The sequence below is a fragment of the Sporichthya sp. genome (genome assembly GCF_013815995.1).
Classification (GTDB): Bacteria; Actinomycetota; Actinomycetes; order Sporichthyales; family Sporichthyaceae; genus Sporichthya.
In genome coordinates, this window is record NZ_JACDFE010000001.1 from 1 (window position 1) to 23,643 (window position 23,643).

A 23,643-nucleotide genomic window follows, 5' to 3' on the forward strand; every position below is an offset into this window, starting at 1 on the left:
GGCTGGGTTGCCGGTGCTCTGACCCTTGACCGGCTTGGGCGTGGAGCTCTTCGTCGAGTTCGGTCTCACCGTGGACCGGCCCGGCGAAGAGGTGGATTGGCCGGGTGGCGTTGTCGGCTTGCCCTTGGCTGGTGTGGACGTCGGACGCGCCGTGGAGCCCGGGGGTGTGACGGTGCCATTCCCGGGGACGCCGCCACTTCCGGGCGTGCTCCCAGGGCCGCCTGGACGGTTCGACGGTCCGGGCGTCGATGTGGTCCCGCCCGGGGTTGTCGCCGGACCGGAGACCGGGGCGGCCCCGGTGCGACGGGCGTCCTCGACCGCGTCAGCCGCGCCGACCTCGTCGCCGTCGGTGGTGACGACTTCCGGGGCCCGCGGGCCGGGGAGAACGCCACCCGCCCCGGGCACCACGAGTCGGTCGAGACCGGGAGGCGCCACCAGCGAGGCAACCACAAGCGCCAGGTAACCGGCGAGCCCGGCTCCCGCGACGCGGCCCGCCATCCGCAGGGCGCCCAGTCGCCGCCCGGTCGGGTCGACGAAAATCGGCTTGTCCATCTACCTTCTCCGCCACCGTCGGACTCGCGGACCCGCGCCGTCCGTAGAACCGCTGAGGTATCGCGGGGACATCGTGTCACTGCGCGCCCTCCGAGGGCGTCCAGCACTCCACGGATCGGTGGACTTCCGCAAAGGGTCGGGCGCTCGACAAGTTCAGAGCCCTGAGGGGGCTGTCGCTCGCGACGATGCACGTGTCTACCGGCGGGCCATGGTGGTGCTGGCAGGCAACGAGGTCTGGAACGCGTTCTTCTTCGGTCGCCGCAGCACCCGAGACGGCTTCTACGGGGTCCTCGCGTTCCTGCCGCCGCTGGCCCTGCTACAGACCGCAGTGGCGGGCGACACAACCTGACCGGCCCGGAGTAGGTTGGCAGGACGTTCCGGACGGGCGGTCCGGCCGTACCGGAGCCGGTTTTCCTGGCCGAGGCCGCCGCCTCTGACATCGGGAGCTTCTGCACGGATGAGCAAGATCCAGACCTTCACCGTCGCCCCCGACCGGTCAGCTCTCCTGGTCGAGACACGCAGCAACGTGGGTCCGATCGTCTTCGGTTCCCTCAGCGTCGAAGGCGAGGCCGAACTCAGTGTCGCGAGCTCGGCCATTGACTCCGCTGTTGTGTTGTCGGCGGTCATCCGCGTCCCGGTCGGTTCGCTGGAATCGGGCAACTCCCTGTACGACTCCGAACTGCGCAATCGGCTGGATCAGCGTCGCTTTCCGGCGATCACGGTGGCACTCACGCAAGCCCGCTCCCTGGGCGACGGGCGCTTCGACGCTGAGGGCGACCTGACAATCCACGGCACCACCCAGCGGCTGACCGGCAGCCTGGCGGTCACGATGCCCGATGAGAAGACCGTGATCGCCGAAGGGCGACACGTCGTCGACATCCGCGATTTCGCGATCAGCCTCCCCACGATGCTGATGCTCAAGATCTACCCCGACGTCAGCGTCCAGTTCCGAATCACGGCTGTGCGCGCCTGACCCCGCGAACACGTGCGCAGATCAGGGTTTCGCCTTCTCGACAATGCTCAACAGCTCCGGCCCGGTGAACGGTTTGACCAGGTAGCCGCTGGCGCCCTCCAGCTCGGCCCGTCGGAATTCGCGAGGATCCACGTGTGCGGAGAACAGCACAACGCCGGTGTGGCGGAGCCAGTCCCGGCGGCGCAGATCGGCGAGCAGTCCCCAGCCGTCCATGCCCGGCAGCTGCAGGTCGAGCAGGATCACGTCCGGCCGCCCGTCGGCCAGAACGTCGAGGGCGGCCTCGGCGGTCGCCGCCTCCGCGACCTGATGACCAGCACGCTCGAGCAGCAGGCGCGCGAGCAGTCGGATGTCGGGCGCGTCATCCACCACGAGCACCTGACTCATCGCCCGTCACCGTTCGCGACGCCGAACCGGAACGTCGATCCCTGTCCTGGCTCGCTGTCCACCCACACCCTGCCCCCGTGGAGTTCTACGTACTGGCGCACGATGGCCAGGCCGACGCCGGTGCCCCGCTTGGCCCTCGTGGAGCCCGGGACCCGGAAGAATCGTTCGAAGATCTCGGACTGATGCTCAGCCGCGATGCCAGGCCCGTCGTCGGCCACTGACACGACCGTGCCCTGTTCCCCCGGTCCAGCGCACACCCGAATGATCCCCGGCGGTTCTGAGTACTTGGCCGCGTTGCCGATGAGGTTGACCAGGATCCGCTGCAATGCGTCCGGGTCGGCCCACACGACCAAGTCGTCCGGCACGTCGACCTCGACGGTGCGACCGGCCAGCGCGGAGTCGAGCTGGCCTTGCACACTTCTGACCTGTTCGGCCAGACCAACGGATCGGGGCTCGATCATCACCCGACCGGCCTCTAGACGCGAGTAGTCCAGCAGGCGCTCGACCATCTGATGCATGTCATACGCGTTGCGTTCGATCGGCTCCAGCAACAGCGCATGCTCGGTGGGGGTCGCGCGCAGAAGCGAGGAGAAACCCAGGATCGCGGTCAGCGGCGTTCGCAACTCGTGCGAGACCGTGGCCAAGAACTCCTCCTTCGCCCTGTCGAGTCGGCGCAATTCCTCGCTGGCCGCCCGCTCGCGATCCAGGGCCTCGCGGGCCGTTGCCTCGGCTCGCGTCCGGACGCTGACGTCCTGGCACACGCCACTCGCGCCGATGACGCGACCGTCGGGGTCGCGAGTGGGCTCGATGGCCAGGAACACCCAGACCGTCGAGCCGTCCGGATGCCGGGCGCGGTGATCGAGCTCGGCCGGAGTGCGACCCGCCAGTACTTCCGCCAGCGCGGCGCGGACCAGATCCTGATCGTCGGGGTGGATCAGGTCGAGATGGGCGCTGAACGAGGGAAAGAACTCGGCGGGGTCCACGCCGAAGATCGCGTACATGCCCTCCGACCACTGCACCATCGAGGCGCCGAAGTCGACCACGAAGGTGCCGGTGCCCGCGAGCGCTTCACTGCGACGCACCCGCCGCTCGCTCTCCGCCAGGGTGCGCTGCGACTCCCGCCGCTCGGTGAGGTCGAACGCGACCACCCACCAACCGCCACCCTCACCCGGCGCCGATGTCGGGGCAAGGGTCAGGACCACTGGCACGACCTGGTCGTCGGTCCGACGCAGCTGAAGTTGGAGATCGTCATCGATTCGCGCGCCGGCGCCGGCCTGCACGAGCACCTTTGCGAACCTGACCGCATCCGGGGGGTGCAGCGCATCCACGAAGGGCGCACCCACCAGATCGCCGTCGATCCGGCCGAGCATCCGCCGCGCGGCCCGGTTACGCCAGGTGACCACCCCCGCCGAGTCGAGGTGGAACGTCGCGTCGGTGGAAGAGTCCAGGATCGCGGCGAGGTCTGGATCCACCGCCACGCCGGTCGCGGCGACGTGGGCTGTGGAAGTGGCAGCCAGAGAGTTCACCTGGGCCCCCTCGCGGGTGCCAGCTCAGACCGCCGAGCCGAGCTGCAGGACATCGGCCAACCGATCAGGCACGGGTCCATCGCGAAGGCTCTTCTCCAAGCAACCCCGCGCACCCAACTCATACGCGCGCTCGGCGAACTCGTGCAAGGCGTAGCCCGAATGGAACACGATCTGCGTGCGCGGGGACGTCTCCAGGATGAGCGGCACCGCGTCCAGGCCGTCCATGTCCGGAAGCGAGAGGTCGAGCAGCACAACGTCCGGGCGCAGCCGACCGCTCAGGTCGATCGCTTCCTGTCCGGTGGCGCCCTCGCCGCAGACCTCGAACTCCGAACTGGCCGCAAACTGCAGTTTCAGTAATAGCCGGATGTCCGGTGAGTCGTCGATGATGACGAGCGTCAGCACGGCTGGGACCTTCTCCCCCTGGCAAGGTCAAAGCGAGGACCTCAGGGTCCCGCCCAGAAAGTATCGGCTGCGCAGACACTCGACTTGACCCCTTTCCGGCGGTTCGATTGCGGTCATCAGCGGACTCCACCAGAGTGCGACGGAAGTGGCGATTCGGGCAGGGCCGGACGACCCGCCGCTGGCCCCATTTACGGTCGATCGATGGCCCATATGGACAAGGACCTTCGGCCCAGGGGCAGCGGCCCGCGTGGGCCGGAGGCATCGTCGCCTTCAGGTTCCGGTCGAGGTCGGACCGGCCGGCTGAACCAAGGCGCGGACCCGTGCCACCAGGTCGATCACGGACCCGGGACGGCTGTCCGCCGAGTCGAGCAATGCCGCGCCGAGGTTCTGCAACGAGTGGCCGGCGTGGTGCCGCATGGCGGTCACGAGGTCGGCGACCTCATCGGAGTCCCGGACGGCCTTGAGTGCGTCAAGGACCTCATCGCTCGTCTGGCCGCCCCGGGCGCAGGTCATCCACCCGGCGAAGAATGCGAAGAGGATTCCCACGGTCGCGCCTCCGAACTCCTACGAGACCGCTCGGACACCAAGCGCAACTCATTGTGTTCGCCCACGGGCACCCGCTTCCTGTCGCCACCGTAGTCCCCCACGGCGACCTACTGGAAGCCTCACTTCTACTGCCTGGAAAAGCACACCGAGACCTGGCTGCTCAACGCCTAGTCTCATGCTGGTTCGTCGGCGACCACGTGTCTGACGGACCTTCCCCCGGCCCGGTCAGCTTCGCTAGCCTTCGCCCAGCGCTGGCCAGGGCTCGGAGGTCGAGATGCACCGACGGATCCAGTTGACGTGCGCATGGGCCGGGCCACTCCTGGTGGTCCTGGTCGGGCTCGGGCTCACGGTGTTCGCCGACCTGATCCCGGCGAACAGTCCGGGGGACAGCTCCGGCCAGGTGGTCCAGCACTACGCCGACCACACCACCGGCATCCGCATCGGCATGGTGCTGGTGATATTCGGCGGAGGCTTGATCGTCCCCTGGGCCATCGCCCTGGCGACCCAGGTCCGCCGGGCGGCGCCGGGTCATCCCATCCTGTTCCACATCCAGGTCGCCTGCTCGATCGGCGCCTGCATGCTCCTGGTGATCTTCAGTCTGGTCGGCGGTCTCGCGGCCTTCCGGCCCGGGGAGATCGACGAGCAAACGACGCAGGCACTCAACGACCTGCTCTGGTTCTGCTGGGTCATCCCGGGCTCGTACTTCGAGGTGTGGTCCGTCGTGGTCGGAGTCTCGATCCTGCTGGACAAGCGGGCTCAGCCGATCTTCCCCCGGTGGTCCGGCTACCTGAGCATCCTGGCGGCCATGTCCTACCTGCCGGGGTGCTTGGGCTACTTCTTCAAGGACGGACCGTTCGCCTACAACGGCCTGTTCGTGTGGTGGATCCCGACCGTGGTGTTCTTCGCCTGGATCATGCCGATGTCGTTCCTGACCATCGGTGCGATCAACCAGGAGGCCCGGGAGAACCCCGACGGTGCGCCGACGATCGCAGACCCGGCCGTGGTCGCCGAGTTCGCCCGGCTGCGCTCCGAGCTCGCGCGCCGCGGGCTGACCCAACCCGATCCGGTCGGGACGAATGTTCCCTGAGCCGCCGAGGCGTCGGACCTCCTCCATCCCGGCTATCCCGCCGCTACCCGAGGGGTCGGGTCCGGCCGCGATTCGCACGGCCTTGCTACCGGAGGAGCACGAGGAGTTCGACCGCGACTACCGGCGCGCGTTGGCGTCAGCCGCGGACTCGCTCGACCTCGCCGAGGTGTTGCGGATCCTGGAGCATTGGCGGCTTCGGGTGATCATTTCCTCGGACCCTGAGGCCTACCGGCTCGGACTCGCGCACGCGGTCACCCTGCTGTCGGGCGAGCAAGCGCCGGTGGGCGAGCCTCTGACGAGCGTCAAGGAGCGGCTCGACCAGCTCGGTGCGTAGGTGTACCGGGTCGTCGAGGGCGAGCACGCCGCCCAGCAGGTCGCTGCGCTGCCGCCGGACGCGTTGGCCGCCTACGCGCAGGCCCGCGTTGTGTCTGGAGGTCGCGCCCTGGTCGGGCGATCCCTACAAGGACGAGTATCCGGAACGACCGGTCAGGGTCTTGCCCTTCGGTGGTGGTGGCGGAGCCACCTACCTGATCCTGGAACCGCGACGAGAGGTGCACCGCCTGTGGTCGCAGCTGGCATAGCACTCAGTGCTATACTTTGATCCATGACCGGGCGTGGCGACCTGCTGCGTGAGGTGATGCTCAACACGAGCACCACCCAGTCCGAGCTGTCGCGGCTCAGCGGAGTCCGCCAGCCCAGCATCAGCCAGTTCCTATCAGGCAAGGTCGAGCTGAGCGACGAACAGCTCGACCGACTCCTGTCCTGCATGGGCTACCGGCTCGAAGTCGTGCGACGACCGGTCGAGCCGAAGCTGACCCGATCCGAGCGCCGGTCGTGGGAGTTGCACCGCCGGCTCTCGTCCCACTTGAACCGCTCAACCCTCGAAGAGTGGCGCCCCACGATCGAGCGCAACCTGGAACGCCTGCGCGGCCGGGTGATCGGTCAGCCCCACCTCCGGAACCTCGACCACTGGACGTCGCTCGTCCAGCGAGGCGACGTCCTGCGCCTCCATCGGATGATGACAGGGCTCGATCGTGAGTCGATCGAGATGCGCGAGGTCTCCCCGATGGGCGGGCTGCTCGCCGCGGACCAACGCGCCGAGGTTCTCGCGACGGCCGACTGATGCGCCGCGACCAATTGGAGCACGCCATCCGCACGGTCTGTCAGATCATCGGCGCGCCCGCGGTGATCGTGGTGGGCTCGCAGTCGATCCTGGGTACCTTCGATGAGGAGCAACTGCCGGCCGAGGCCACGATGTCGATCGAGGTCGACATCCTGCCCATCGCCGACGACAACCACGAGACCGCACGGCTCGCTGACCTCATCGAAGGTGTAGCCGGAGAGTTCTCGCCGTTCGAGGAGCTCCACGGGTTCAGTCTCGACGGCGTCGACCTGGAGACCTGCGCCCTCCCGGAAGGCTGGCGCGAGCGTCTGGTCAAGGTCCAGAACGCCAACACTGCTGCGCCCTCTGGCGAGCCACAGTTCACGGGCTGGTGCCTCGACAAGGAGGACCTCTGTGTGGCGAAGCTCTGCGCCCTTCGTGAGAAAGACCAGAACTTCGTTGCCGCGCTCATGGAGGCGCACCTGATCGACGTCCAGACGATTGTCGACCGACTACCCACTGTCGAACATCGTCACCACAAGTCGGCGGATCGGCGATCTCATGGCTGCGATCATGGACGTGACCTCGCCCGGAAATCGGCTATGCCGAGTAGACGGTGACCTCACCGACCCGCTCCAAAATTGCAGTGTCGGCGCGGTGGAGGACTGGCGCGGGATCGCCGCCGGCCGGCAATGGCTCGGAGTTCGTCCAGCGAATGCGCCGGCGTCCATTGCGGCGAGTCGCGAAAGTGTGCGTACAAGCTGCCCACCAACGATTAAAACCCCGATCGCCGTGGTGGGCAATCAGGGCCCTGACCTGCGGAAACGGTAGTAGCGGGGGTAGGATTTGAACCTACGACCTCTGGGTTATGAGCGACCCGAGCAGGTGGGTGTCATCCGCCGTCGGTAGACGGCCGCGGCCGCGCCGGCGAGCAGGTTTGAAGAACCTGATCGAAGACGACAATCACGACACGCCCCCTGTTGAGGCGTGACCCCAATCCTCGGCAGTCGCGGAGGGGGTCAGGGCACCCCTGGGGCGCGACGCTCCTTCACCGCCGGGATCATGTCTGGTATCGCCCGCCCGGCTCGCCACCATCGCCTGGTCGGCGTCCGGCCTCCGGTAGCCAGGCACCCGGCCGGATCGAGCACGACCGGACAGCGTCGAGAGGAATCCATGTCCCCCGCCCCCCGCAGCCGCCGTTCCGAGACACCGACCAGCCGACGGATCCGCGCGATCGCCGGCGGTGCCTCGATCGTGCTCCTCCTGACCGGATGCGGCCCTTTCGGCGGTGGGTCCGACGAGGACGAGGTGACCGCGACCGGCGCGGCGTTCCTCGCCGACTGGTCCGCCGGTCGGTACGCGGACGCGGCCGCCCGCACCACCGACCCGCGCCAGGCGGAGGCGGTCCTGCGCAAGGTGCAGGACACGCTTCGGCTGGGCACCCGGTCGTTCCGTCCCGGTGTGCTCTCCGGATGCAAGGACGACCGGCCCTGCGTGCTCGCCTTCGACGCAACGCTCTCGCTCGACGCCCTCGGGGACTGGAGCTACGGGGGCGCGTTGACCCTCAAGGAGAACCCGGACCATTCCGACCCGGCCCGAGCGTGGCAGGTCGACTGGAGTCCTGCGGTCGTCCACCCGAAGCTCACCAGCGACACTGCGCTGGCGCGCGTGCGCAAGCTCCCCTCGCGCGCCCCGATCCTGGGCCGCGACGGCGACCCGCTGGTGATCGAACGGGAGGTCGTCCGGGTCGGCGTGGCCGCCGGGAAGATCCCGGCTCAGGAATTGGCGAAGCTCTCCGAGGTGCTCGACGTCGGCTACGACGGACTGGTCAAGCGGACCCAGAACGCGCCGGCAGGCCAGTTCGTCGAGGCGGTGGTCCTGCGCCGGGCGGAGTTCGAGGCCGTCAAGCCGAGACTGGACGCCCTCGAGGGCGTCGTGACACGGAGCGACATGCTCCCCCTCGCTCCGACCCGGCAGTACGCCCGGGGCGTGCTCGGCACCGTCGGCGTGGCCACGAAGGAGACGCTGGAGAAGGCCGGCCCCACGGCCTCCGGCGTCGACGCCATCGGCTCGTCCGGCTTGCAGGCCGTCTATCAGAAGCAACTGGCCGGGCAACCGGGCGGGCGGGTCGACCTCGTCGACGCAGACGACGGCTCGGTGCTGGAGACGCTGCACGAGTTCACCCCGGTGGCCGGCACGCCATTGCGGATCTCGCTGGACAAGCAGGTGCAGGACGCGGCCGAACGCGCGCTGGAGTCGACCGAGGGGACTGCCTCGCTGGTGGCCATCGACACCGAGACCGGGGAGATCCTCGCCGTTGCCAACAGCCCGAAGGGCAGGGCCGGCGAGGACCGGGCCCTGGGCGGCCGGTACGCCCCCGGCTCCACCTTCAAGATCATCACGACGACCGCGCTGCTGCGCGACGGGCTCTCGCCGTCCGACACTGTCCCCTGCCCGCCGAGCATCAACGTCGGCGGCAAGCGGTTCGAGAACTACGACGGCCTCGGGTCCCTGGGCGAAGTCCCGTTCAGCGAGGACTTCACCGAGTCCTGCAACACCGCCTTCATCTCCAAGGCCGAGGACCTGGCGCCGGACGCGCTGAAGAAGGCGGCGGACTCCTTCGGCATCGGCGGCACGTGGGACCTCGCCATGAACAGCTTCTCCGGTGACGTCCCGGCGTCCTCGGACTCGGTCGACCAGGCCGCCGCCGCGATCGGCCAAGGGCGGGTCCTGATGAGCCCCCTGGCGATGGCCTCGGTCGCGGCCACCGTCGCCTCCGGGACCCCGCTGACTCCGCGGCTGGTCCTGAGCGGACCGCCGGCGGAAACGGCCCCCGCGGCGCCGCTCCCGGACGGCCCCGCGCCCCTGCCCGCATTGCCAGAGGCGGCGACGCTGCGCGACCTCATGCTGGCGACCGTGCGCTCCGGGACCGCCCGCGTCCTGGAGATCCCGGGCGAGCAGATCGGGGCGAAGACGGGCACCGCCGAGTACGGCAGCGGCACCCAGGCCGGCCTGCACGCCTGGATGGTCGGATTCCTGGACCACATCGCGTTCGCCGTCATCGTGGAGAACGGGGTGACCGGGGCGCAGACGGCCGGCCCGATCGCCCGTCGCTTCCTGCTCGACGTCCGCGACCTCGGCTGATCCTCCCCGGGCCCAGGCAGGAGGGCCGGGGATGGTTCCTGAACGGACAACGCTCGAAATCTGACGCGGTTTCAGAGGTCAGGGGATCCGCAGACCCAGAGGTCTGAGGCCCGCTGTACTCATCGCCAGTGCCCACGGTCCGGGACCGCGTTTGATGATCTCTCGCCGCAGCCGGTCTTCGTGGCGCAGGAACAGCTCCAGTTGTTGATGCGGGCCGAGGTCCTTCTTGGTCCCGATCCACACGGAACGGATTCCAAATTCGGCGTGGCCGCCAACTCGGCTGGTCGGGTGCGGATGCGCTTGTCGCGGGTGATCACGATCAACTTCCGGTGGGCGACGACAGGCATCCAGTCGAGATCCGGGGTACCAAGCGGAACTTGGGGCAGGCCAGGATGTCCCGGAAACAGCACGTCATCGCGCCCGCTCCTCAAGAGCAGCTTGCCAAGGCCCAAGGCGTTCTCGTCGGTGAAGTACAGCGCCCTTGGCGCCTTGGGCATCAGGCAGCAGGCTCGCGACCGACTATCAGCTCGAACCGAATCGCTGCATCGACCTGTTGGGCCGTCAGATCGTAGAGGTCGGCTAGTTCCTCGCGACTAGTACCAGCGCTGTAGTCCTCAGCTAGTGATTCGGTCCGCACGTTACGGATCGTCGGCTGGCCGAAACTGCGGACGGGGTCCATCACGACCTCAGGGGTACGAGGATCGGGCCGGAGGCGTCCGGCGACGCCCTCGTCATAGTCAACTGCCGAGCTGAATCGCTCAGCCTCGTCCGCGAGGATCAGCTGGTTGTTACGCACGATGACCAACTGCAGGCGGCGCTCCAGCTTCACCTGCTCCTGCACCACGCGGACCAACTCTCGCCCCTCGACCTCGAGGAACGGCCGAGCGTGCGCCAAGGGGTACAGACCGAACTCTTCGCGAAGCCGCACGATCGCCGGACGCATCCGCTGAACCGGGACGTCACGGCTGCGGAACTCCGCCAAAAGACGAGCCTCGACCATCTCGCCCCACGTCACGGCGTCGGACCCGGAGGGCTCCGGACGCAGCACGGGGTCGTAGAAGCAGCTGGCTCGTTCGTAGCCCTCGAGCCATCGACGAGCAGTGCCTGCATGCAGACCGACCAAGCGATCGACATCCCCGTAGGAGTAGATCGCGCGAGGTCGAGCATCGAACTGGCCATGCGCACATCTTGCACCTGGCCACCCACTGCACGCGCTCAAGTTCATCCGTGTTGGCAACACCGCCCAAGCAGCGCACGTCCGCCGCAATCCAGCGACGTCCGCCGAGGGGTCGCTCGAGTCCGTCTCGGCGTGTCGCGAAATCTGCGTACAAGCTGCGTACAAGCTGCGTACTCAAGAGCCCCGATCGCCGTATGTGGCGATCAGGGCTCTGACCTGCGGAAGCTAAGTAGCGGGGGCAGGATTTGAACCTGCGACCTCTGGGTTATGAGCGCTCAGAAGGCCTGGTCGATCTCGCCGATCCAGCTGTTGACCTGGCTCACGGCGTCGTCGAGAGGAATCGTGATGGCCGCCGATGATGCGGCCCGTGCATAGTCGTTCGCCCAGTGCGGATGGGAAATCACGGTTGGCGGCCAAGCCCGAGGAGTCAACCCGAGGTGCTCAGCTTCTTGGGCTCGACCTTCGAACACCGCGGCCCCGGCAGCACGGATCTCGCTGAGTCGCGGGCTCCCGGTTGCCTGCGTGAGGTCGCGCAGGAGCAGGAGGTCCACGACGTCACGAGGGCGGTCGTTGACGCTCGCCGGCGGATCGTGAAGATCCGACACGGCATGGAGCTTCTGCGCGATCTGGAACCTCATGGCGATGCCAACGAGAACGTCAGGGTCAGGCAGGCCGAAGCCGGCCAGCGGGGGTGGCTGGATGGATTCGAACTCGTCACCGACGCCGGCCTCATCAGGGGAGACCTCGATCTGGATACGCCGCCACGTGACACCGCGGAGCCCGATGATGATGTCGAATCGTCGGGGCTTGAGGGTTCTCGCGGGCACGTTGACCACCGTGACCTCACCACGCCGCAACGTCAGTGGGCCCCACGGCTCGGCCAGTACACGCTCGAGTTCGACCAGGAACGCATCGAGGTCGGCCCTGACCAGTCCGTCGACATCCTTGGTAGCGCGCGCTGTGGAGGTGAGGCGGTGCTGGAGGAGAGTGCCCCCTTTGAGCAGGAACACCTGCCTGTCGTCGACGTCGACGACTCGCTGCAGCGCCGCGATCACCACCGAAGAGGCGACGAGCCACCCGAGTCGCCCTCCGCTCGCCTCCGGGCCGAGCTTGCTCTCCGCTTGGAAGATCCAGTTGTTCAGCACCGCCGCGGACACCGGCTGCCTGTCCTTCGGCTTCAAGGTCCGCAGCAAGTCGGCGAGCCGCGAACCGACGGGTTCATCGCTCATGACGCAGCTCCAGTGCCGTCGCGAGCTCGTCGCGCTCCGCGCTCTGCAGGTATCCCTGGGCATGGCCGCGCTCAAGGGCCTGGCGAAGCACATACGTGGGAGTTCCGTAATCGAGGCACTGGGCCACGGCCGCCGCCGGAGCCACCGTGGGGATCTCCTGCCACCAACCGATCTGACGTTGCGTCAAATCTTCATAGTGGACCTCATACAGCTCTCCACCCGCGCGGCGAAGTCGGCGCCGCTTGGCGACAGTGACGTGGATGCGGTTGGGGTTGACGTCACTGATGCCATAGGCGTCGAGCGCGGTTTCGTGACTCAGACAGGCCTCGGGCGCTCGAGTCCACAGGACCGCCAGCGCGTACGGGTCGTACTGGTCGACCGGGTACTGCGGGAACCGGTACACCCCGTGGGCCGCGCGGTTCAGGGTTCCCCGGTGGACCAACATCTGCAAGGTCTGGATGCCGATTCCCAACGTGTCCGCCTGCTGAGCCGTCACGTACCCGTGCTGACGCGTCGCCACCTCCCAGAGGTCGTCCCGCGCGAGGGCTCTGCCCGGTTTCATGGCAAAACTATAACGTAACCGTGGTACTTTTGCCAGAGGACCAGCTGCTACCAGCTCCGCTCGTCGAACAGCTTGATCAGATTGCGCTTCGGCTTGTGGGTGGCGCGCAGCTTCATCAGGTACGGCGAGAAGTCCGGCGCCCGGTCCGCGGCGAGCATCAGGCGGCCCACCCGAGCGATCAGGTCCACCGCCTCGGCATAGGCCTGGTTGTTCTTCGCATCAATGCGACGCTCGACCTCGGCCTGCCAGATCGGGATCACCTCCAACGGATGCTCGGCCTCACGCAACGCGGCGAGTCTCAACCACAGCACCCGCCGGCAGCCCGCCCCATTCGCTTCCGTCCAGGCCTGCTCGACATCACCGTCGAAGAGCAGCACCTCGACCAGCGTCGAGCTGTCCAGACCATAGGACGACCACGGACTTGCCCGACCCTTCGTCGGCTGCTTATTAGCTTGGGTGATCCGCTTTCGCAGCAGCTCCAAGGCCTGCTCATGCCAGTCCGGCCACAGATCGGCGCGCTGCGCCTGCTCGGCCAGCTGTTGGTAGGTGCGTAGCCCGGGGGTGGCGTCATACGCATCCCACGCCACCCGCACGGCGTCCTCGCCGCGACCGGCACGGTGGTACTCCTGCGCCGCCGCCTCCACCAACCGCGAGTCCGAGCCACCGTGCAACGCCAGGCCCTTCTCCGCCCAGGCCAGCGCGTCCTCGTAGCGCTTCGCACCGCGGTAGACCTCGGCGATCCGCACGAACTGATAGGCGCAGGACTGGTCCCGCGCCAGAACATCGACCACCGCGTCGACATCACCGGTCAGCGCGGCGAGGGACTCCATGATGTTGGTGATCCGGAAGCGTCGGGATGAGTAGCTGCGCTCCTCCTGCCCTGGCCCTAGTGATGGCAGGGCGTCCCACTCCTCCTGCGCGAGGCGCCGGTACTCGACGAGACCCTTGTCACCGAGCACGTCTGCGTAGGTGCCTGCAGCACCGAAGAAGACATCGAGGTCGCCGGCGTGCCGCTCGCGGTCGAACAGATTCCGGGCGAGTGTCACCGGATCGGGCTTGACCGCCAGGCACGCATCGTGGTGCAGGTCATGCAGTCGTTCGGCAATGCCGGACATCCACCCATCGGAGTCATCGACGGAGCCGACGGCATCCTCTGCCCGGTCGATGGCATGCTCGGCCAGCGCGATCACCTGCTCGGCGTGCCCGTCGCCGACCAGGTCCTGCAACGAGTCGAGGACCGAGTTGACGTTGGCCACGTAGTCGTACATCTCGCGGTAACCGACGTAGTCGTCCACCACGAACGCCTCGTCGATCGCATGCCGAAACACCGCTGGGTTCGCCGAACCCCCGCCCGCCCGCGCCGCATCCATCCTCAGGCGCGCGTCGAAGATGTCGTCCTCAGCCGCACGCCCGACTAGGAGGTCCACCAACACGTAGTGGTCCAGGCCTTCCAAGTAGCCCCGGACATCGACCCCCGCCTCGGCACTCGCGCTCGGATCCGCGCCCGGATCGGTCACCACCAGCGCCACGGCTACCGCGTGCTTGCAGAACCGACCCTCCTGGCCCACCGGGCAGGAGCAGTTGTAGGCCGGTTCATCGTCGTCGTCGAGCCAGAGTTCGACCTGGTACGACGCCGAGCCGCGCACCTTGGCCTTGACGCTGTCCTCGCTGGCCGCCCGTTTGCCCACTCGGTCCTTCGCGGCGTACAGCAGGCCGCGCTCGAACGAACGCCGATCCGCCAACGCCTCAACCGAACGCCGGGCGAACGCCCGCCTGAATGAACCGCCCCAACCGTGGAGCAGCTCCGAGCCGCGCTCACCCGATGACGGACGACAAGAGGGTCGGCGCCATCGCCGCCCTGGCCGGTGTGGGGCTGGCGCTGTGTTGCGCCCTACCGGTGCTGGTGAGTCTCGGCGCCGGGATCACCATCGCCGGGCTCGGGCTCGGCAGCTCGGCGCTCGCCGTCGCCGGACTGATCGTCGTGGCCGTGGGCGTCGGGCAGTTCCGCCGCCACCGCACGTGCGGATCGGCGCAGCCTTCGGAGCGAAGGGAGCGCACCGGCGATGTCGACCGCGGTGGGACGCGCTGAGCTGCAGCGCCTTCTGGACGCCGGAGCCCAGCTCGTCGAGGTGTCCCCACGAAGGAGTACGACGAGGAGCACCTTCCCGGCGCCCTGCACCTGCCGCTGAAATCGCTGACCCGGCCGAAGGCGGAGGAGATCCTCGACCGAGTTCGCCCGGTCATCGCTACTGCTGGGACGCGCTCTGCGATATGACCCCGCGGGCCGCGGCCAGGCTCGAGGCGTTCGGCTACCCCGAGGTCTTCGACTACGTCGTCGGCAAGGCGGATTGGCTCGCCGCCGGTCTGCCCACCCAAGGCAACCGCCCGCACCCCGCGCGGGTGGCCGAGGTCATGAACCGGTCGGTGCCGACCTGCACCCCCGACGAGCGGATCGCCGACGTGGTCGCCCGACTGCCCCCCGGGTCAGCAGTCTGCGTGGTCATCAATGACCATCGAGTCGTCCAGGGACGGCTGCGCCAGCTCAGCGCTACTTCGCGCGTTCGCGGAAGACCTGACCCCGCGCTGGGAGCGAGGGCAGGCAGCGACGAGAGGTGCTCAGGTCTGGGCAGTTGGCGTCTTGCTCGGTCAGAATGTTCCTGCCGCGTGCCTCGTCAGGGAGTGTTGATGTACATGCAGTCGAGGAGCGTACGGGTCGACCTGTCCACGCATCGCGAGATCAAGGCGCTCGCCGCCGAGCTCGGCACGAGCATCGGGGACACCGTCGCGCTCGCGATCCGCAGGCTGCGGCAGGACCAGATCGGTGCCCAACTGCGGACAGAGCAGACAGCCGCCGAGGCGGCCTGGCAAGACGCCGAAACCGAGTGATCCTGCGCGAAAGCATCATCGTGGACCTCAACCCCGGCCAATCGGCCGCCAGGCAGGTCTGGGCTCCGTGTCGATTCTTGTCCCGGTTGCCAGAACCTAGCCCGGGTCGATCTCCCTGAGAATCACCACGGGGATTTCCCGCTCGGTTCGCTGCTGATAGGTCGCGTAAGCGCGATACATCTTCACCAGCTTTGGCCAGAGCCGCGCCTTGTCGTCCGCGTTCGCGACCTCGGCGCGCATCTCGCGCCGGGTTCCCAAGACCTCGACGGTGACCTTCGGATCGGCGACCAAGTTGTGGAACCACTGCGGGGACCGGTCGTCCCCGCCGTAACTGGCCACCACGACGATCCGCGCACCGTCGCTCAGGTAGACCAGCGGCACGGTGCGGGCCTTGCCCGACTTACGCCCGGCGGTGGTCAGCAGCAGCACCGGAGCCTTGCGAAGGTGGCTGCCGATCCTGCCGTCGGTGCGCCGGTAGACGTTGGAGTGCAGGCGATTGACGATCCTGACCGCGCGGTCCTTCATCGCTCTCGCACTCATTGGCCCAGGACCTGGCGAATCGGCGCCTGGTACCGGCCCGTGTTGGGCGGCCCGTCCTCAGCCTGGTCGGCTGGGCAGGGCCGGCCAAGCAGGTACACCGACGTCGCAACCATCCAGATCAACGGCGCGCCCAGCGGGACGTAGACCCCCAGCAGACCGTTGCTGATCTCCCAGACCCCGTGGTGCACGAAGCCGGTCGGGATGAAGAAGAGCTGCGAAGAACACGCGGGTCACCATTCCGTCGCCGCCCTCGGCCGCGCGCAGGATCGAGTACAGCCGCGCCTCGAACCAGATCAACGCGAACAGCGACAGGCAGCCCAGCGTCGCCGCGGCCCGACACGCGCCGGTATGGTCGACAAGCCCCTGCTGGACCTCGACCGCGTTGCCGTAGTCCGGCCGTCCGGGCAACCGCCAGCACGCCCATCCGAACGCGAACAGCAGGGCGGGCGCGATGCCACCCAGGGCACCGATGACGTTGCGCGCGCGTTCACTCAGCACCCGACACTCCGATCGTCACGAGCACGTGGCCCGCACAGGCGAAGGACCCCAGAGAGTGCGCGGAGCGGATCTGCCCGCGGTCACGGCCGACCGGCGCGCCCAACAGATACCGGGCACGACAGGACCTTGGCCTCGCGAGTAGCGGTGCGCTCCTGTTCGTTGAACGAGGGCGCGATGCACAAGAACAGGGTCGTGCCGTCGGCGCCGCCGAGCATGCACGCGAAGACGGCGTCGTCGCCGGTCGAGATCTCCTCCAGGATCTCCCCTCCCTCGCGCACCCGCACAACACGGTGCCCCAGGGCATCGGCGGCCCAGATCAATCCCTCGGCGTCGAGGCAGATCCCGTCGGGCGCCAACCGCAGACCTCCCAGCACCGTCATGAGGTCATCCGACTCGGCCGGCTCCCCGAACCTCGCCCAAGCGCGACGGTTGCTCAACGAACCGTCCGGCTCGACATCGAAGGCGGTGAGCTCCTGGCCGAAGGTCTGCGCCACGATCAGCGTGCGGCAGTCATCGGTCATGACCGTGCCGTTGGGAACGACGAGGTCCTCGGCCACGATGGTGGCGCTACCGTCCGGATCTACCCTGATCAGGTTTGTGGACTTGATCGGCTTGCCGGCATGCACATCAAAGCCGATGTTGCCGACGTACGCCCTGCCCTGGTCGTCGACGACAATGTCGTTCAGGTGCCAGTCGGCCAGTTGGGAGAGGTTGGCGTGCTCGACGAGCCGACCGTCGTCCACTCGCATCAGCTTCCGATCGTGCATCGAGACCACCAGCAGCCGACCGTCCGGCAACCAACCCAGACCTGAGGGCTGGCCCGGCACCTCCACAACCGTGCTGACGGTCCCGTCGCCGGAGACGGTCACGACCTGGTGGGTGTAGAAATCCGATAGCCAGAGAGCGCCGTCGTGCCAGCGCGGCGACTCCAGGTACGAGAACCCGTCTGCCACGACCATCAGGCGGGGGTCGGCCGGGGGGAACGAGGGCGTACTCATTCGGAGCCTCCATGGGATAGGTGCATCTCGAGAAGCTTGTTCTTCTGGACCTTGCCCGACGGCGTAGTGGGCAGCGCAGGAAGGACATGCCAGACCACGGGGCGCTTCTGCTTCGCCAGCTTCATCTGCTCGAGGAAGTCAATGACCTTCTCCGGGCCGGCCCAGGCAGCCCCGGGCATCAGCGTGACGAACGCTCCGACGGCCTCGCCGAACCGTTCGTCGGGGACGCCCACGACCGCCGCGCGGTCGATGTCCGGGTAGGCGACCAGCGCGGCCTCGATGTCCTGACAGGAGAACTTCTCGCCGCCCCGGTTGATCAGGTCCTTGATCCGGCCAACCATGCGGAGCCAGCCGTCCTCGGTGACGAACCCAACGTCGCCCGAGTAGAACCACCCGTCCTCATCGAGCTGCGCCGCGGAGACCTGACTGTTCGTGTAACCGGCCATCACTTGCGGCCCTCTGATCCGCAGCTCGCCGGTCTGGCCATGCGGAAGCGGCTTCCGGTTCTCGTCGACCGCCTGGATCTCCGTCCCCTCCCCGATGAGCCCGTCGAACTCCATCCGCACCTCGGGCGGGTCTTCCGGCCGCGGGAGCGTGCACGGCCCACCGGTCTCGGTCATGCCGTAACAGGTGAGAACCGTGATCCCGAGTCCCTCGGCGCGCTGGAACAGCGAGGCCGGCGTGGGCGCGCCGCCGCTCAGGAACTTCGAGAGCCGATGATCCGGCGATCGACCCGCCTCGTAACGCTGAACGAGATCGAGCAGGAACACCGACCCGCCCGACATGAACGTCCCACCCTCTTGTTCGACCACGTCGACCGCGTCGTCGGGCTTCCATTCCGACAACAGCACGGTCCGGCAACCGGCGACCGCAGGCAGCAAGAAACCGTTGACGAATCCCGACACGTGCGAGACGGGCGTGCCGTTCATGATCACGTCGTCGGACCCGATACCCATCCGGAGCCGCAGGGTCCTGCCGAGCGCCATGATGGCCCGACCGCTGAGCATCGCGCCCTTCGGCGCAGCGGTCGTTCCCGAGGTGTACAGCACGAGGGCGCACTCGTCGCCGGGTGCCGGGTCCGGCAGCTGCGCGGGGTCGACATCGTCCAGACCGAGCTCCGGCAGCGTCGCCCAACCGTCGACCGGGCCCCCGACGCAATATCGAACTGCGACGTCGAGGCCCAGCCCGTCCAGGAGGTTCGCCATCTCAGCGGCCGGGCGACGCTGCCCCAGCTCGACCGAGACCACGACGGCCTTCGGGCGCAGGTCGGCAAGGATCTGCTTCATCTCGTGCTCGCGGTAGATCGGCACGACCGGCGAGACGACGGCCCCGATCCGGAAGGCCGCGAGCTGCAGCAGCAGGGCCTCGAGGCAGTTCGGCAGCTGCACCAGGACGCGGTCGCCAGGTCCAATGCCGCGCGCCACGAGGTCGCGGGCCGTGAGCCGGACCCACCGGGCGAACTCCCCGTAGCTGTACCGGACACCCTTGAACATGGTGAACTCGCGGTCGGGCCACCGCTGCCCGTTCTGCTCGATGAGCCAACCGAGCCGTTCCTGGGTCCACATACCGAGCGCCTCGTACCGCTCCTGACGCCGCGCGGTGTCGGCAGTGCTCGTCATCAGCACCCCTCACAGGTCGAGACGGGACCGTGCCATGACGTCGTGCCCCGCGAAACCGCGAGGTGGGTGAGTTCGCCGTCCGGGGTCGCGCCGTGCCAGTGGCGTTCACCCGGATCCGCGATCACGAGATCGCCCACGGAGATCGGGACCGGTTCCGTGCCCTCGATCGCGACGAGGCCTTGGCCCGATAGCACCACGAGCAACTGGCCGAATTCGTGGTCGTGCCAGAAGGTCCGGCCGCCCCTGACGAACGTCACGACGTGCACCTTGTCGCTCGCGACCTGCTCCCACACGTGGTGTTGGCGGATCACGCCCTCGCCCTCGAACGTCTGCGAGCGATGCGCACCTGCGTCGGCCGCTTCGGAGGCGCGGATCACGCGCATGCCGACCACCTGCCGCCGCTCCTCATGTCGTCCGCTCGCTGCCGAAGACACCGACGAAACTGACACAACGGCCGGGAGCGCCACCCAGATTGTGCGTGAGGGCAAGGTTGCGTCCGCCCTCGGCAATCGCTCGGACCGTGCGCTCTGCGGGAGCCTCGTGCCGCAGCTGCAGGAAGCACTCGAAGAGCATCCGCAGCCCCGACGCGCCGACCGGATGCCCGAAACTCTTCAGACCACCGTCGGGATTGACCGCGAGCTCCCCTGTGAGGTCGAACGTGCCGGCCAGGACGTCCTTCCACGCGAGGCCGCGTTCGGAGAAGCCCAGGTCTTCCATCAGCACCATCTCAGTCGGGGTGAAGCAGTCGTGCACCTCGGCAAGTGCGAGCTGGGCGCGCGGATCGGTCACCCCCGCCTGCGCGTAGGCGTCGCGGGCGCTGCGGACGACCTCGGGGAACGTCGTGTAGTCGTAGTCAGCGTGGCGGACGCCGGTCGCCGGGCCGGCCACGAACGACAGGCCCTTTACGTAGATCGGTTTGTCGGTGTAGCGCAGCGCATCCTCGGCGCGCACGATCACCGCCGCTGCAGCGCCGTCGGACACTCCCGAGCAGTCGAACAGGCCGATGTCCCCGGCGACGATCGGGCTGTTCGCGATTGTCGCCAGCGACACCTCCTTGCGGAACTGGGCGCGCGGGTTGCGGGCCCCGTTGTAGTGGTTCTTCCACGCGATCCGGGTCATCGCCTCCTTGATCTGCGCGCGGTCGACGCCGTACTTCTCGGCGTAGGCGGGCACCAGGTAGGAGAACTTCGCCGGGGCACTGGCGGCCGTGCTCGTGCCGTCGTTGGCGGGCCCCGGCACGACGAGGCCGGAGTAGCCGGAGTCTTTGAGCTTCTCGACGCCGACGGCCATCACCATGTCGTAGGCGCCGGAAGCGACGGCATAGCAGGCGTTCCGGATGGCTTCGCTGCCAGTCGCGCAGTAGTTCTCCACACGCGTGACGGGCTTGTAGTCCAGGGCCAGCGGGCTGGACAGCGTCATCCCCGTCATGCCGGAGCCCATGGTCCCGAGCCAGAACGCGTCGACGTCGTCGATCGCGACGCCGGCGGAAGCGATCGCGGCGGAAGTGGCGTCCACCAGCATCGACTCGGTCGAGGAGTCCCAGTGCTCGCCGAAGGGGGTGCAGCCCATTCCGACGACGGCGACCCGGTCGCAGATCCCGCGCGAGCCCATCAGGCGGCGGCCGATCGCGCGCGGGACGTGCGGAGGGGACGGGCCTTCCAGAAGTAGTCGTGGACGCCGTCCACCGTGTAGAAGCGCCGGAAGGTCATCTCGACCGGCATCCCGATCCGGATCTCGTCCGGATCGACGTCGGTCAGCTCGCATGCGTACCGGCCTCCGCCGTCGAAGTCGACGACCGCGGCGATCAGCGGAACGCCCGGCGCGGAGTAGGCCAACCGGTCGACGGTGAACGTGGCGACCACGCCGGTCGCATCCGCCAGTGGCTCGACCGTCATCTGGTCGATGGCACGGCAGATCATGCAGACCCGCTCAGGCGGCAGGTGGCGCGTCCCGCAGGCCGTACAGCGCGAGGCCTCGAACGCGAACTTCCAGCGCATGCTGCGCAGCGACGGCGGCGCAGCGGGCCGGTCGGGATCGGGCCGGCGGGGCGGAGTGTTGCGCAACACCCCGCGCCAGCTGGTGAACATGTGGTAGCTCAGGGCGCGGCTCCACCCGGCCAGCTGCTCCTCTACGGTGGGCATCCCGGCTCGCGAAGCCAACGCGTCGGTCGTGCGCAGCAGGAGGCAGTCCGCGCCGTCGGCCAGGGCGAGGACGCAGATGACCTGGTCCGGCCCCGCCCGGTCGAGCGCTGCGGCAAGCAGAACGCCGACCTGCGCGGCGCCGGGAACGCCGATCCGATCGGCCAGGTTGTCTACGACCGCCTGCATGCCGACCCCGAGCTTGCCGGTGACGGCCGAGGTCGCCCGCACGTGCGGACCCGCCACGACGAGGTGGTCGATCGCCGATGGCTCAAGGCACGCCTGCGCGAGGGCACGCTGGACGGCCTGCTGGGCCAGCGGCACATACGCCGTCTCCCCGAATCGCTCCTCCCAGACGTGGCTCGCGATCTCCCCGGGCACCCGCCAGCGGTCGAGAAACTCGCGCGACACCGACGCGGCCGCGAGCTGGGTCGCGATCGGCGGGTCGCCCGGCGAGAACACGAACGCCGCCGCGGCGTCGCCGCCGTTGACCTCGTCCGGCGAACCCGGCAGACCAGTCCTGATGTCGGACAGCACGGCGAGAGCAGCCCGGCCGGCGTGCGCGGCATCGGCGGCGGCGCGAAGCGCCCCGAAGCCCGAGCGCACCGACCCCACAACGTCGTACGCGGCGCAGTCACCGTCCAGCGACAGCGCCGCGTGCGCGCCCACCGCGTTCGTCTTGTCAGCGTAGGCCGGAGCGGTCGTCGCGAACCAGAGCTCCAGGTCGCGCACCGCGGTCCCCACCAACGCCTTCCGCGCGGCCTCGACGCCGAGCGAGGTGGTGTCCTCGTCGTGCGCGGCGACGGCACGCGCACCCGTGCCCGCCCGCACGCCCAGCGCCCGGCCGATCGTCTCGCGGTGGATGCGCCACGGGGGCACATAAACGCCGTACGACGTGATCCTCATCGGACGGTCAGGACCCGGCGGGCCGGAACCGGATCGGCATCGACCCCATGCCCCGGGTCGCACCCGGGACACGACGGATCGCCGACGGGTCCGGGATGTCGTAATCGGGCGCCCGCTCCAGGAAGAGCCGCAGGAAGACGCTGAGTTCCAGACGCGCGAGGTGGGCGCCGACGCAACGGTGCGGGCCCGCACCGAACGCCAGGTGCTTGGTCGGCGCGCGGTCCAGCTTCAGCTTCTCGGGCTCGGGGAACTGGGTCTCGTCGTGGTTCGCCCCCATCCAGAGCAGGAGCACCTTCTCCCCCGCCGGGATGACGCTGCCGTCCACGTCGACGTCCCGGGTGGTGGTGCGGGCGAGGCCGGGGAACGGCGAGATGTAGCGCAGCAGCTCCTCGATCGACTGCGGCACGCGGTTGAGGTCCTCGACGAGCCAGGCCCGCTGATCTGGGTTGCGCCAGAGAAGCTCGAGTGCGTAGGCGGCGGCGCTGACGACCGTCTCCAAGCCCGCGGTGAACACCGTGAAGCAGGCGTTGATGATCTCCATGTCTTCTAGCGGCCGGCCCTCGATGGTTGCGGCGATCAGATCGCTGGGGATGTCACCTCTCGGGTGCTGCCGGCGCTCGGCGATGATGGCGCCGAACTGGGCGAAGAGGTCGCCGGCAGCCTCGAGGTTGCCCAACTTGATGATCTTGCCGACGTTCTCCTCCAGCGCCGCCGCTTGGGTCCGGTCCATGCCGAACAGCCAGGACAGGGTCACGGTCGCCATCGGGAAGAGCACGTCGTTGACGACGTCGCATTCGCCCCGCTCGATCGCCTCGTCGAGGAACTCGTTGACCAGCTTGACCAGATCGGGCTCGAGCGGCGAGACACGGTTGAGCCCGAGGTGCGAGAGCAGCAGCTTGCGGTAGTTCGTGTGTTGCGGCGGGTCGAACTCGATCGGGATCAACGGGACGGGAGCGGCCCGGGGAATCGACGCGCCGTTGGCCGACGAGAAGGTCGCGGTGTCTCTAGCAGCCTCCCAAACGTCGGCGAAGCGCAGCACGACGTAGTAGCCGTCGTGCGCGTCCGTGTGCAAGACCGGACAGCGCCCGCGCGCCTCCGCGACCACCGAGTACGGGTCCTCCATGCCGGCGAGCGCGATGTGGTCGAATGTCGGCGCCTCGGTCATGCGTCATCCCCTTGGATCCTGATTGCGCCTTCCGGGCACGCGTTTTCGGCTGCCCGTGCGCGCGAGAGCTGTGCGCCGGACACCTCGGGAACGAGGACCACGGCCAGGTCCTCGTCGTCGAGAGCGAACAACGTCGAATCGAGCGTCACGCAGCGGGCGTGCCCTTGGCATGCCCCGCGGTCCACAGTCAGCTTCACGCTTTGAATCTA

The 23,643-nt window shown here is 68.3% G+C and carries 27 protein-coding genes and 1 pseudogene; 9 read left to right on the forward strand and 19 right to left on the reverse strand.

Translation table 11 applies throughout. From position 1 onward, the window contains the following. Positions 1–552, reverse strand: a pseudogene (locus H0X00_RS00005) (hypothetical protein); the annotation flags it as partial. Positions 553–760: 208 nt separating this feature from the next. Between H0X00_RS00005 and H0X00_RS00010 the strand changes: the two are divergent. Beyond that, positions 761–901, forward strand: coding sequence for a hypothetical protein (locus H0X00_RS00010; RefSeq protein ID WP_293766315.1), 141 nt, complete (start codon positions 761–763; stop codon positions 899–901). A gap of 108 nt (positions 902–1,009) precedes the next feature. Then, positions 1,010–1,525, forward strand: coding sequence for a YceI family protein (locus tag H0X00_RS00015; RefSeq protein ID WP_293766317.1), 516 nt, complete (start codon positions 1,010–1,012; stop codon positions 1,523–1,525). A 21-nt stretch (positions 1,526–1,546) separates the two neighbouring features. Here H0X00_RS00015 and H0X00_RS00020 read toward each other — a convergent pair whose 3' ends face one another. The 4 genes from H0X00_RS00020 to H0X00_RS00035 all read right to left on the reverse strand — a co-directional run bounded on the left by H0X00_RS00020 (position 1,547) and on the right by H0X00_RS00035 (position 4,383). After that, on the reverse strand, positions 1,547–1,909 hold the full coding sequence (locus H0X00_RS00020; protein WP_293766319.1) for a response regulator: 363 nt from the start codon (positions 1,907–1,909) through the stop codon (positions 1,547–1,549). Next, complete coding sequence (locus H0X00_RS00025; RefSeq protein ID WP_293766321.1) at positions 1,906–3,435, reverse strand: ATP-binding protein; 1,530 nt, start codon at positions 3,433–3,435, stop codon at positions 1,906–1,908. Before H0X00_RS00025 ends, H0X00_RS00020 begins: the two co-directional genes overlap by 4 nt. Positions 3,436–3,459: 24 nt before the next feature. Next, positions 3,460–3,837, reverse strand: a complete 378-nt coding sequence (locus tag H0X00_RS00030) for a response regulator transcription factor (protein ID WP_293766323.1) — start codon at positions 3,835–3,837, stop codon at positions 3,460–3,462. A gap of 270 nt (positions 3,838–4,107) precedes the next feature. Further along, positions 4,108–4,383 carry a hypothetical protein gene (locus H0X00_RS00035; protein ID WP_293766325.1) on the reverse strand — a complete coding sequence of 92 codons (276 nt, stop codon included), beginning with the start codon at positions 4,381–4,383 and terminating at the stop codon, positions 4,108–4,110. A 274-nt stretch (positions 4,384–4,657) separates the two neighbouring features. On the opposite strand from H0X00_RS00035, the gene H0X00_RS00040 reads away from it, so the two are divergent. From H0X00_RS00040 to H0X00_RS00060, 5 genes are all read left to right on the forward strand, one after another. Beyond that, positions 4,658–5,470 carry a DUF4386 family protein gene (locus H0X00_RS00040; protein ID WP_293766327.1) on the forward strand — a complete coding sequence of 271 codons (813 nt, stop codon included), beginning with the start codon at positions 4,658–4,660 and terminating at the stop codon, positions 5,468–5,470. Then, positions 5,460–5,804: a DUF6247 family protein gene (locus H0X00_RS00045; RefSeq protein ID WP_293766329.1), complete on the forward strand. Its 345-nt coding sequence runs from the start codon at positions 5,460–5,462 to the stop codon at positions 5,802–5,804. Before H0X00_RS00040 ends, H0X00_RS00045 begins: the two co-directional genes overlap by 11 nt. A gap of 270 nt (positions 5,805–6,074) precedes the next feature. After that, positions 6,075–6,593 (forward strand): helix-turn-helix transcriptional regulator, encoded by a 519-nt coding sequence (locus H0X00_RS00050; RefSeq protein WP_293766331.1) that lies wholly within the window; start codon positions 6,075–6,077, stop codon positions 6,591–6,593. After that, complete coding sequence (locus H0X00_RS00055) at positions 6,593–7,192, forward strand: DUF6036 family nucleotidyltransferase (RefSeq protein ID WP_293766333.1); 600 nt, start codon at positions 6,593–6,595, stop codon at positions 7,190–7,192. The genes H0X00_RS00050 and H0X00_RS00055 overlap by 1 nt, the downstream gene beginning before the upstream one ends. A 553-nt stretch (positions 7,193–7,745) precedes the next feature. Next, positions 7,746–9,716: a penicillin-binding transpeptidase domain-containing protein gene (locus tag H0X00_RS00060; protein ID WP_293766335.1), complete on the forward strand. Its 1,971-nt coding sequence runs from the start codon at positions 7,746–7,748 to the stop codon at positions 9,714–9,716. Positions 9,717–9,835: 119 nt separating this feature from the next. Here H0X00_RS00060 and H0X00_RS00065 read toward each other — a convergent pair whose 3' ends face one another. The 5 genes from H0X00_RS00065 to H0X00_RS00085 all read right to left on the reverse strand — a co-directional run bounded on the left by H0X00_RS00065 (position 9,836) and on the right by H0X00_RS00085 (position 14,426). Then, entirely contained in the window at positions 9,836–10,213 is a 378-nt protein-coding gene (locus H0X00_RS00065; protein ID WP_293766337.1) for a hypothetical protein, read from the reverse strand. Beyond that, positions 10,213–10,941: a DUF433 domain-containing protein gene (locus tag H0X00_RS00070; protein ID WP_367186375.1), complete on the reverse strand. Its 729-nt coding sequence runs from the start codon at positions 10,939–10,941 to the stop codon at positions 10,213–10,215. Before H0X00_RS00070 ends, H0X00_RS00065 begins: the two co-directional genes overlap by 1 nt. A gap of 227 nt (positions 10,942–11,168) precedes the next feature. After that, positions 11,169–12,122 (reverse strand): nucleotidyl transferase AbiEii/AbiGii toxin family protein, encoded by a 954-nt coding sequence (locus H0X00_RS00075; protein ID WP_293766341.1) that lies wholly within the window; start codon positions 12,120–12,122, stop codon positions 11,169–11,171. Beyond that, positions 12,112–12,684, reverse strand: coding sequence for a type IV toxin-antitoxin system AbiEi family antitoxin domain-containing protein (locus H0X00_RS00080; RefSeq protein WP_293766343.1), 573 nt, complete (start codon positions 12,682–12,684; stop codon positions 12,112–12,114). Before H0X00_RS00080 ends, H0X00_RS00075 begins: the two co-directional genes overlap by 11 nt. A gap of 47 nt (positions 12,685–12,731) precedes the next feature. Next, complete coding sequence (locus H0X00_RS00085) at positions 12,732–14,426, reverse strand: DUF6880 family protein (RefSeq protein WP_293766345.1); 1,695 nt, start codon at positions 14,424–14,426, stop codon at positions 12,732–12,734. An 80-nt stretch (positions 14,427–14,506) separates the two neighbouring features. Between H0X00_RS00085 and H0X00_RS00090 the strand changes: the two genes are divergently transcribed. Together H0X00_RS00090 and H0X00_RS00095 are read left to right on the forward strand one after the other, a co-directional pair. Further along, positions 14,507–14,773 (forward strand): hypothetical protein, encoded by a 267-nt coding sequence (locus tag H0X00_RS00090; protein ID WP_293766347.1) that lies wholly within the window; start codon positions 14,507–14,509, stop codon positions 14,771–14,773. 596 nt (positions 14,774–15,369) lie between these two features. Next, positions 15,370–15,570: a hypothetical protein gene (locus H0X00_RS00095; protein WP_293766349.1), complete on the forward strand. Its 201-nt coding sequence runs from the start codon at positions 15,370–15,372 to the stop codon at positions 15,568–15,570. A gap of 96 nt (positions 15,571–15,666) precedes the next feature. Here H0X00_RS00095 and H0X00_RS00100 read toward each other — a convergent pair whose 3' ends face one another. From H0X00_RS00100 to H0X00_RS00140, 9 genes are all read right to left on the reverse strand, one after another. Next, positions 15,667–16,110: a nitroreductase family deazaflavin-dependent oxidoreductase gene (locus tag H0X00_RS00100; RefSeq protein WP_293766350.1), complete on the reverse strand. Its 444-nt coding sequence runs from the start codon at positions 16,108–16,110 to the stop codon at positions 15,667–15,669. 57 nt (positions 16,111–16,167) lie between these two features. Next, positions 16,168–16,608, reverse strand: coding sequence for a hypothetical protein (locus H0X00_RS00105; protein WP_293766352.1), 441 nt, complete (start codon positions 16,606–16,608; stop codon positions 16,168–16,170). Positions 16,609–16,688: 80 nt separating this feature from the next. Then, positions 16,689–17,567 (reverse strand): SMP-30/gluconolactonase/LRE family protein, encoded by an 879-nt coding sequence (locus H0X00_RS00110; protein WP_293766429.1) that lies wholly within the window; start codon positions 17,565–17,567, stop codon positions 16,689–16,691. Positions 17,568–17,602: 35 nt separating this feature from the next. Further along, positions 17,603–19,225, reverse strand: coding sequence for a class I adenylate-forming enzyme family protein (locus H0X00_RS00115; protein WP_293766354.1), 1,623 nt, complete (start codon positions 19,223–19,225; stop codon positions 17,603–17,605). Next, positions 19,225–19,608: a cupin domain-containing protein gene (locus H0X00_RS00120; protein WP_293766430.1), complete on the reverse strand. Its 384-nt coding sequence runs from the start codon at positions 19,606–19,608 to the stop codon at positions 19,225–19,227. The genes H0X00_RS00115 and H0X00_RS00120 overlap by 1 nt, the downstream gene beginning before the upstream one ends. Positions 19,609–19,630: 22 nt before the next feature. Next, the gene (locus H0X00_RS00125) at positions 19,631–20,836 is read right to left on the reverse strand and encodes an acetyl-CoA acetyltransferase (RefSeq protein WP_293766356.1); all 1,206 of its coding nucleotides are present in this window, start codon (positions 20,834–20,836) and stop codon (positions 19,631–19,633) included. Then, the gene (locus H0X00_RS00130) at positions 20,836–22,269 is read right to left on the reverse strand and encodes an OB-fold domain-containing protein (protein WP_293766358.1); all 1,434 of its coding nucleotides are present in this window, start codon (positions 22,267–22,269) and stop codon (positions 20,836–20,838) included. The genes H0X00_RS00125 and H0X00_RS00130 overlap by 1 nt, the downstream gene beginning before the upstream one ends. Before the next feature lie 7 nt (positions 22,270–22,276). Beyond that, on the reverse strand, positions 22,277–23,434 hold the full coding sequence (locus H0X00_RS00135; protein WP_293766360.1) for a cytochrome P450: 1,158 nt from the start codon (positions 23,432–23,434) through the stop codon (positions 22,277–22,279). Next, a complete protein-coding gene (locus H0X00_RS00140) occupies positions 23,431–23,631 on the reverse strand; it encodes a ferredoxin (protein ID WP_293766362.1) in 201 nt (66 codons plus the stop codon). The genes H0X00_RS00135 and H0X00_RS00140 overlap by 4 nt, the downstream gene beginning before the upstream one ends. Positions 23,632–23,643: the final 12 nt, after the last annotated feature.

Coding starts and splice junctions, on each gene's coding strand:
- H0X00_RS00010 (WP_293766315.1), top strand. CDS start 761: ATGGTGGTGCTGGCAGGCAACGAGGTCTGGAACGCGTTCTTCTTCGGT.
- H0X00_RS00015 (WP_293766317.1), top strand. CDS start 1,010: ATGAGCAAGATCCAGACCTTCACCGTCGCCCCCGACCGGTCAGCTCTC.
- H0X00_RS00020 (WP_293766319.1), bottom strand. CDS start 1,909: ATGAGTCAGGTGCTCGTGGTGGATGACGCGCCCGACATCCGACTGCTC.
- H0X00_RS00040 (WP_293766327.1), top strand. CDS start 4,658: ATGCACCGACGGATCCAGTTGACGTGCGCATGGGCCGGGCCACTCCTG.
- H0X00_RS00045 (WP_293766329.1), top strand. CDS start 5,460: ATGTTCCCTGAGCCGCCGAGGCGTCGGACCTCCTCCATCCCGGCTATC.
- H0X00_RS00050 (WP_293766331.1), top strand. CDS start 6,075: ATGACCGGGCGTGGCGACCTGCTGCGTGAGGTGATGCTCAACACGAGC.
- H0X00_RS00055 (WP_293766333.1), top strand. CDS start 6,593: ATGCGCCGCGACCAATTGGAGCACGCCATCCGCACGGTCTGTCAGATC.
- H0X00_RS00060 (WP_293766335.1), top strand. CDS start 7,746: ATGTCCCCCGCCCCCCGCAGCCGCCGTTCCGAGACACCGACCAGCCGA.
- H0X00_RS00065 (WP_293766337.1), bottom strand. CDS start 10,213: ATGCCCAAGGCGCCAAGGGCGCTGTACTTCACCGACGAGAACGCCTTG.
- H0X00_RS00070 (WP_367186375.1), bottom strand. CDS start 10,941: ATGAACTTGAGCGCGTGCAGTGGGTGGCCAGGTGCAAGATGTGCGCAT.
- H0X00_RS00075 (WP_293766341.1), bottom strand. CDS start 12,122: ATGAGCGATGAACCCGTCGGTTCGCGGCTCGCCGACTTGCTGCGGACC.
- H0X00_RS00080 (WP_293766343.1), bottom strand. CDS start 12,684: ATGAAACCGGGCAGAGCCCTCGCGCGGGACGACCTCTGGGAGGTGGCG.
- H0X00_RS00090 (WP_293766347.1), top strand. CDS start 14,507: ATGACGGACGACAAGAGGGTCGGCGCCATCGCCGCCCTGGCCGGTGTG.
- H0X00_RS00095 (WP_293766349.1), top strand. CDS start 15,370: ATGTACATGCAGTCGAGGAGCGTACGGGTCGACCTGTCCACGCATCGC.
- H0X00_RS00100 (WP_293766350.1), bottom strand. CDS start 16,110: ATGAGTGCGAGAGCGATGAAGGACCGCGCGGTCAGGATCGTCAATCGC.
- H0X00_RS00110 (WP_293766429.1), bottom strand. CDS start 17,567: ATGGTCGTGGCAGACGGGTTCTCGTACCTGGAGTCGCCGCGCTGGCAC.
- H0X00_RS00115 (WP_293766354.1), bottom strand. CDS start 19,225: ATGACGAGCACTGCCGACACCGCGCGGCGTCAGGAGCGGTACGAGGCG.
- H0X00_RS00120 (WP_293766430.1), bottom strand. CDS start 19,608: ATGCGCGTGATCCGCGCCTCCGAAGCGGCCGACGCAGGTGCGCATCGC.
- H0X00_RS00125 (WP_293766356.1), bottom strand. CDS start 20,836: ATGGGCTCGCGCGGGATCTGCGACCGGGTCGCCGTCGTCGGAATGGGC.
- H0X00_RS00130 (WP_293766358.1), bottom strand. CDS start 22,269: ATGAGGATCACGTCGTACGGCGTTTATGTGCCCCCGTGGCGCATCCAC.
- H0X00_RS00135 (WP_293766360.1), bottom strand. CDS start 23,434: ATGACCGAGGCGCCGACATTCGACCACATCGCGCTCGCCGGCATGGAG.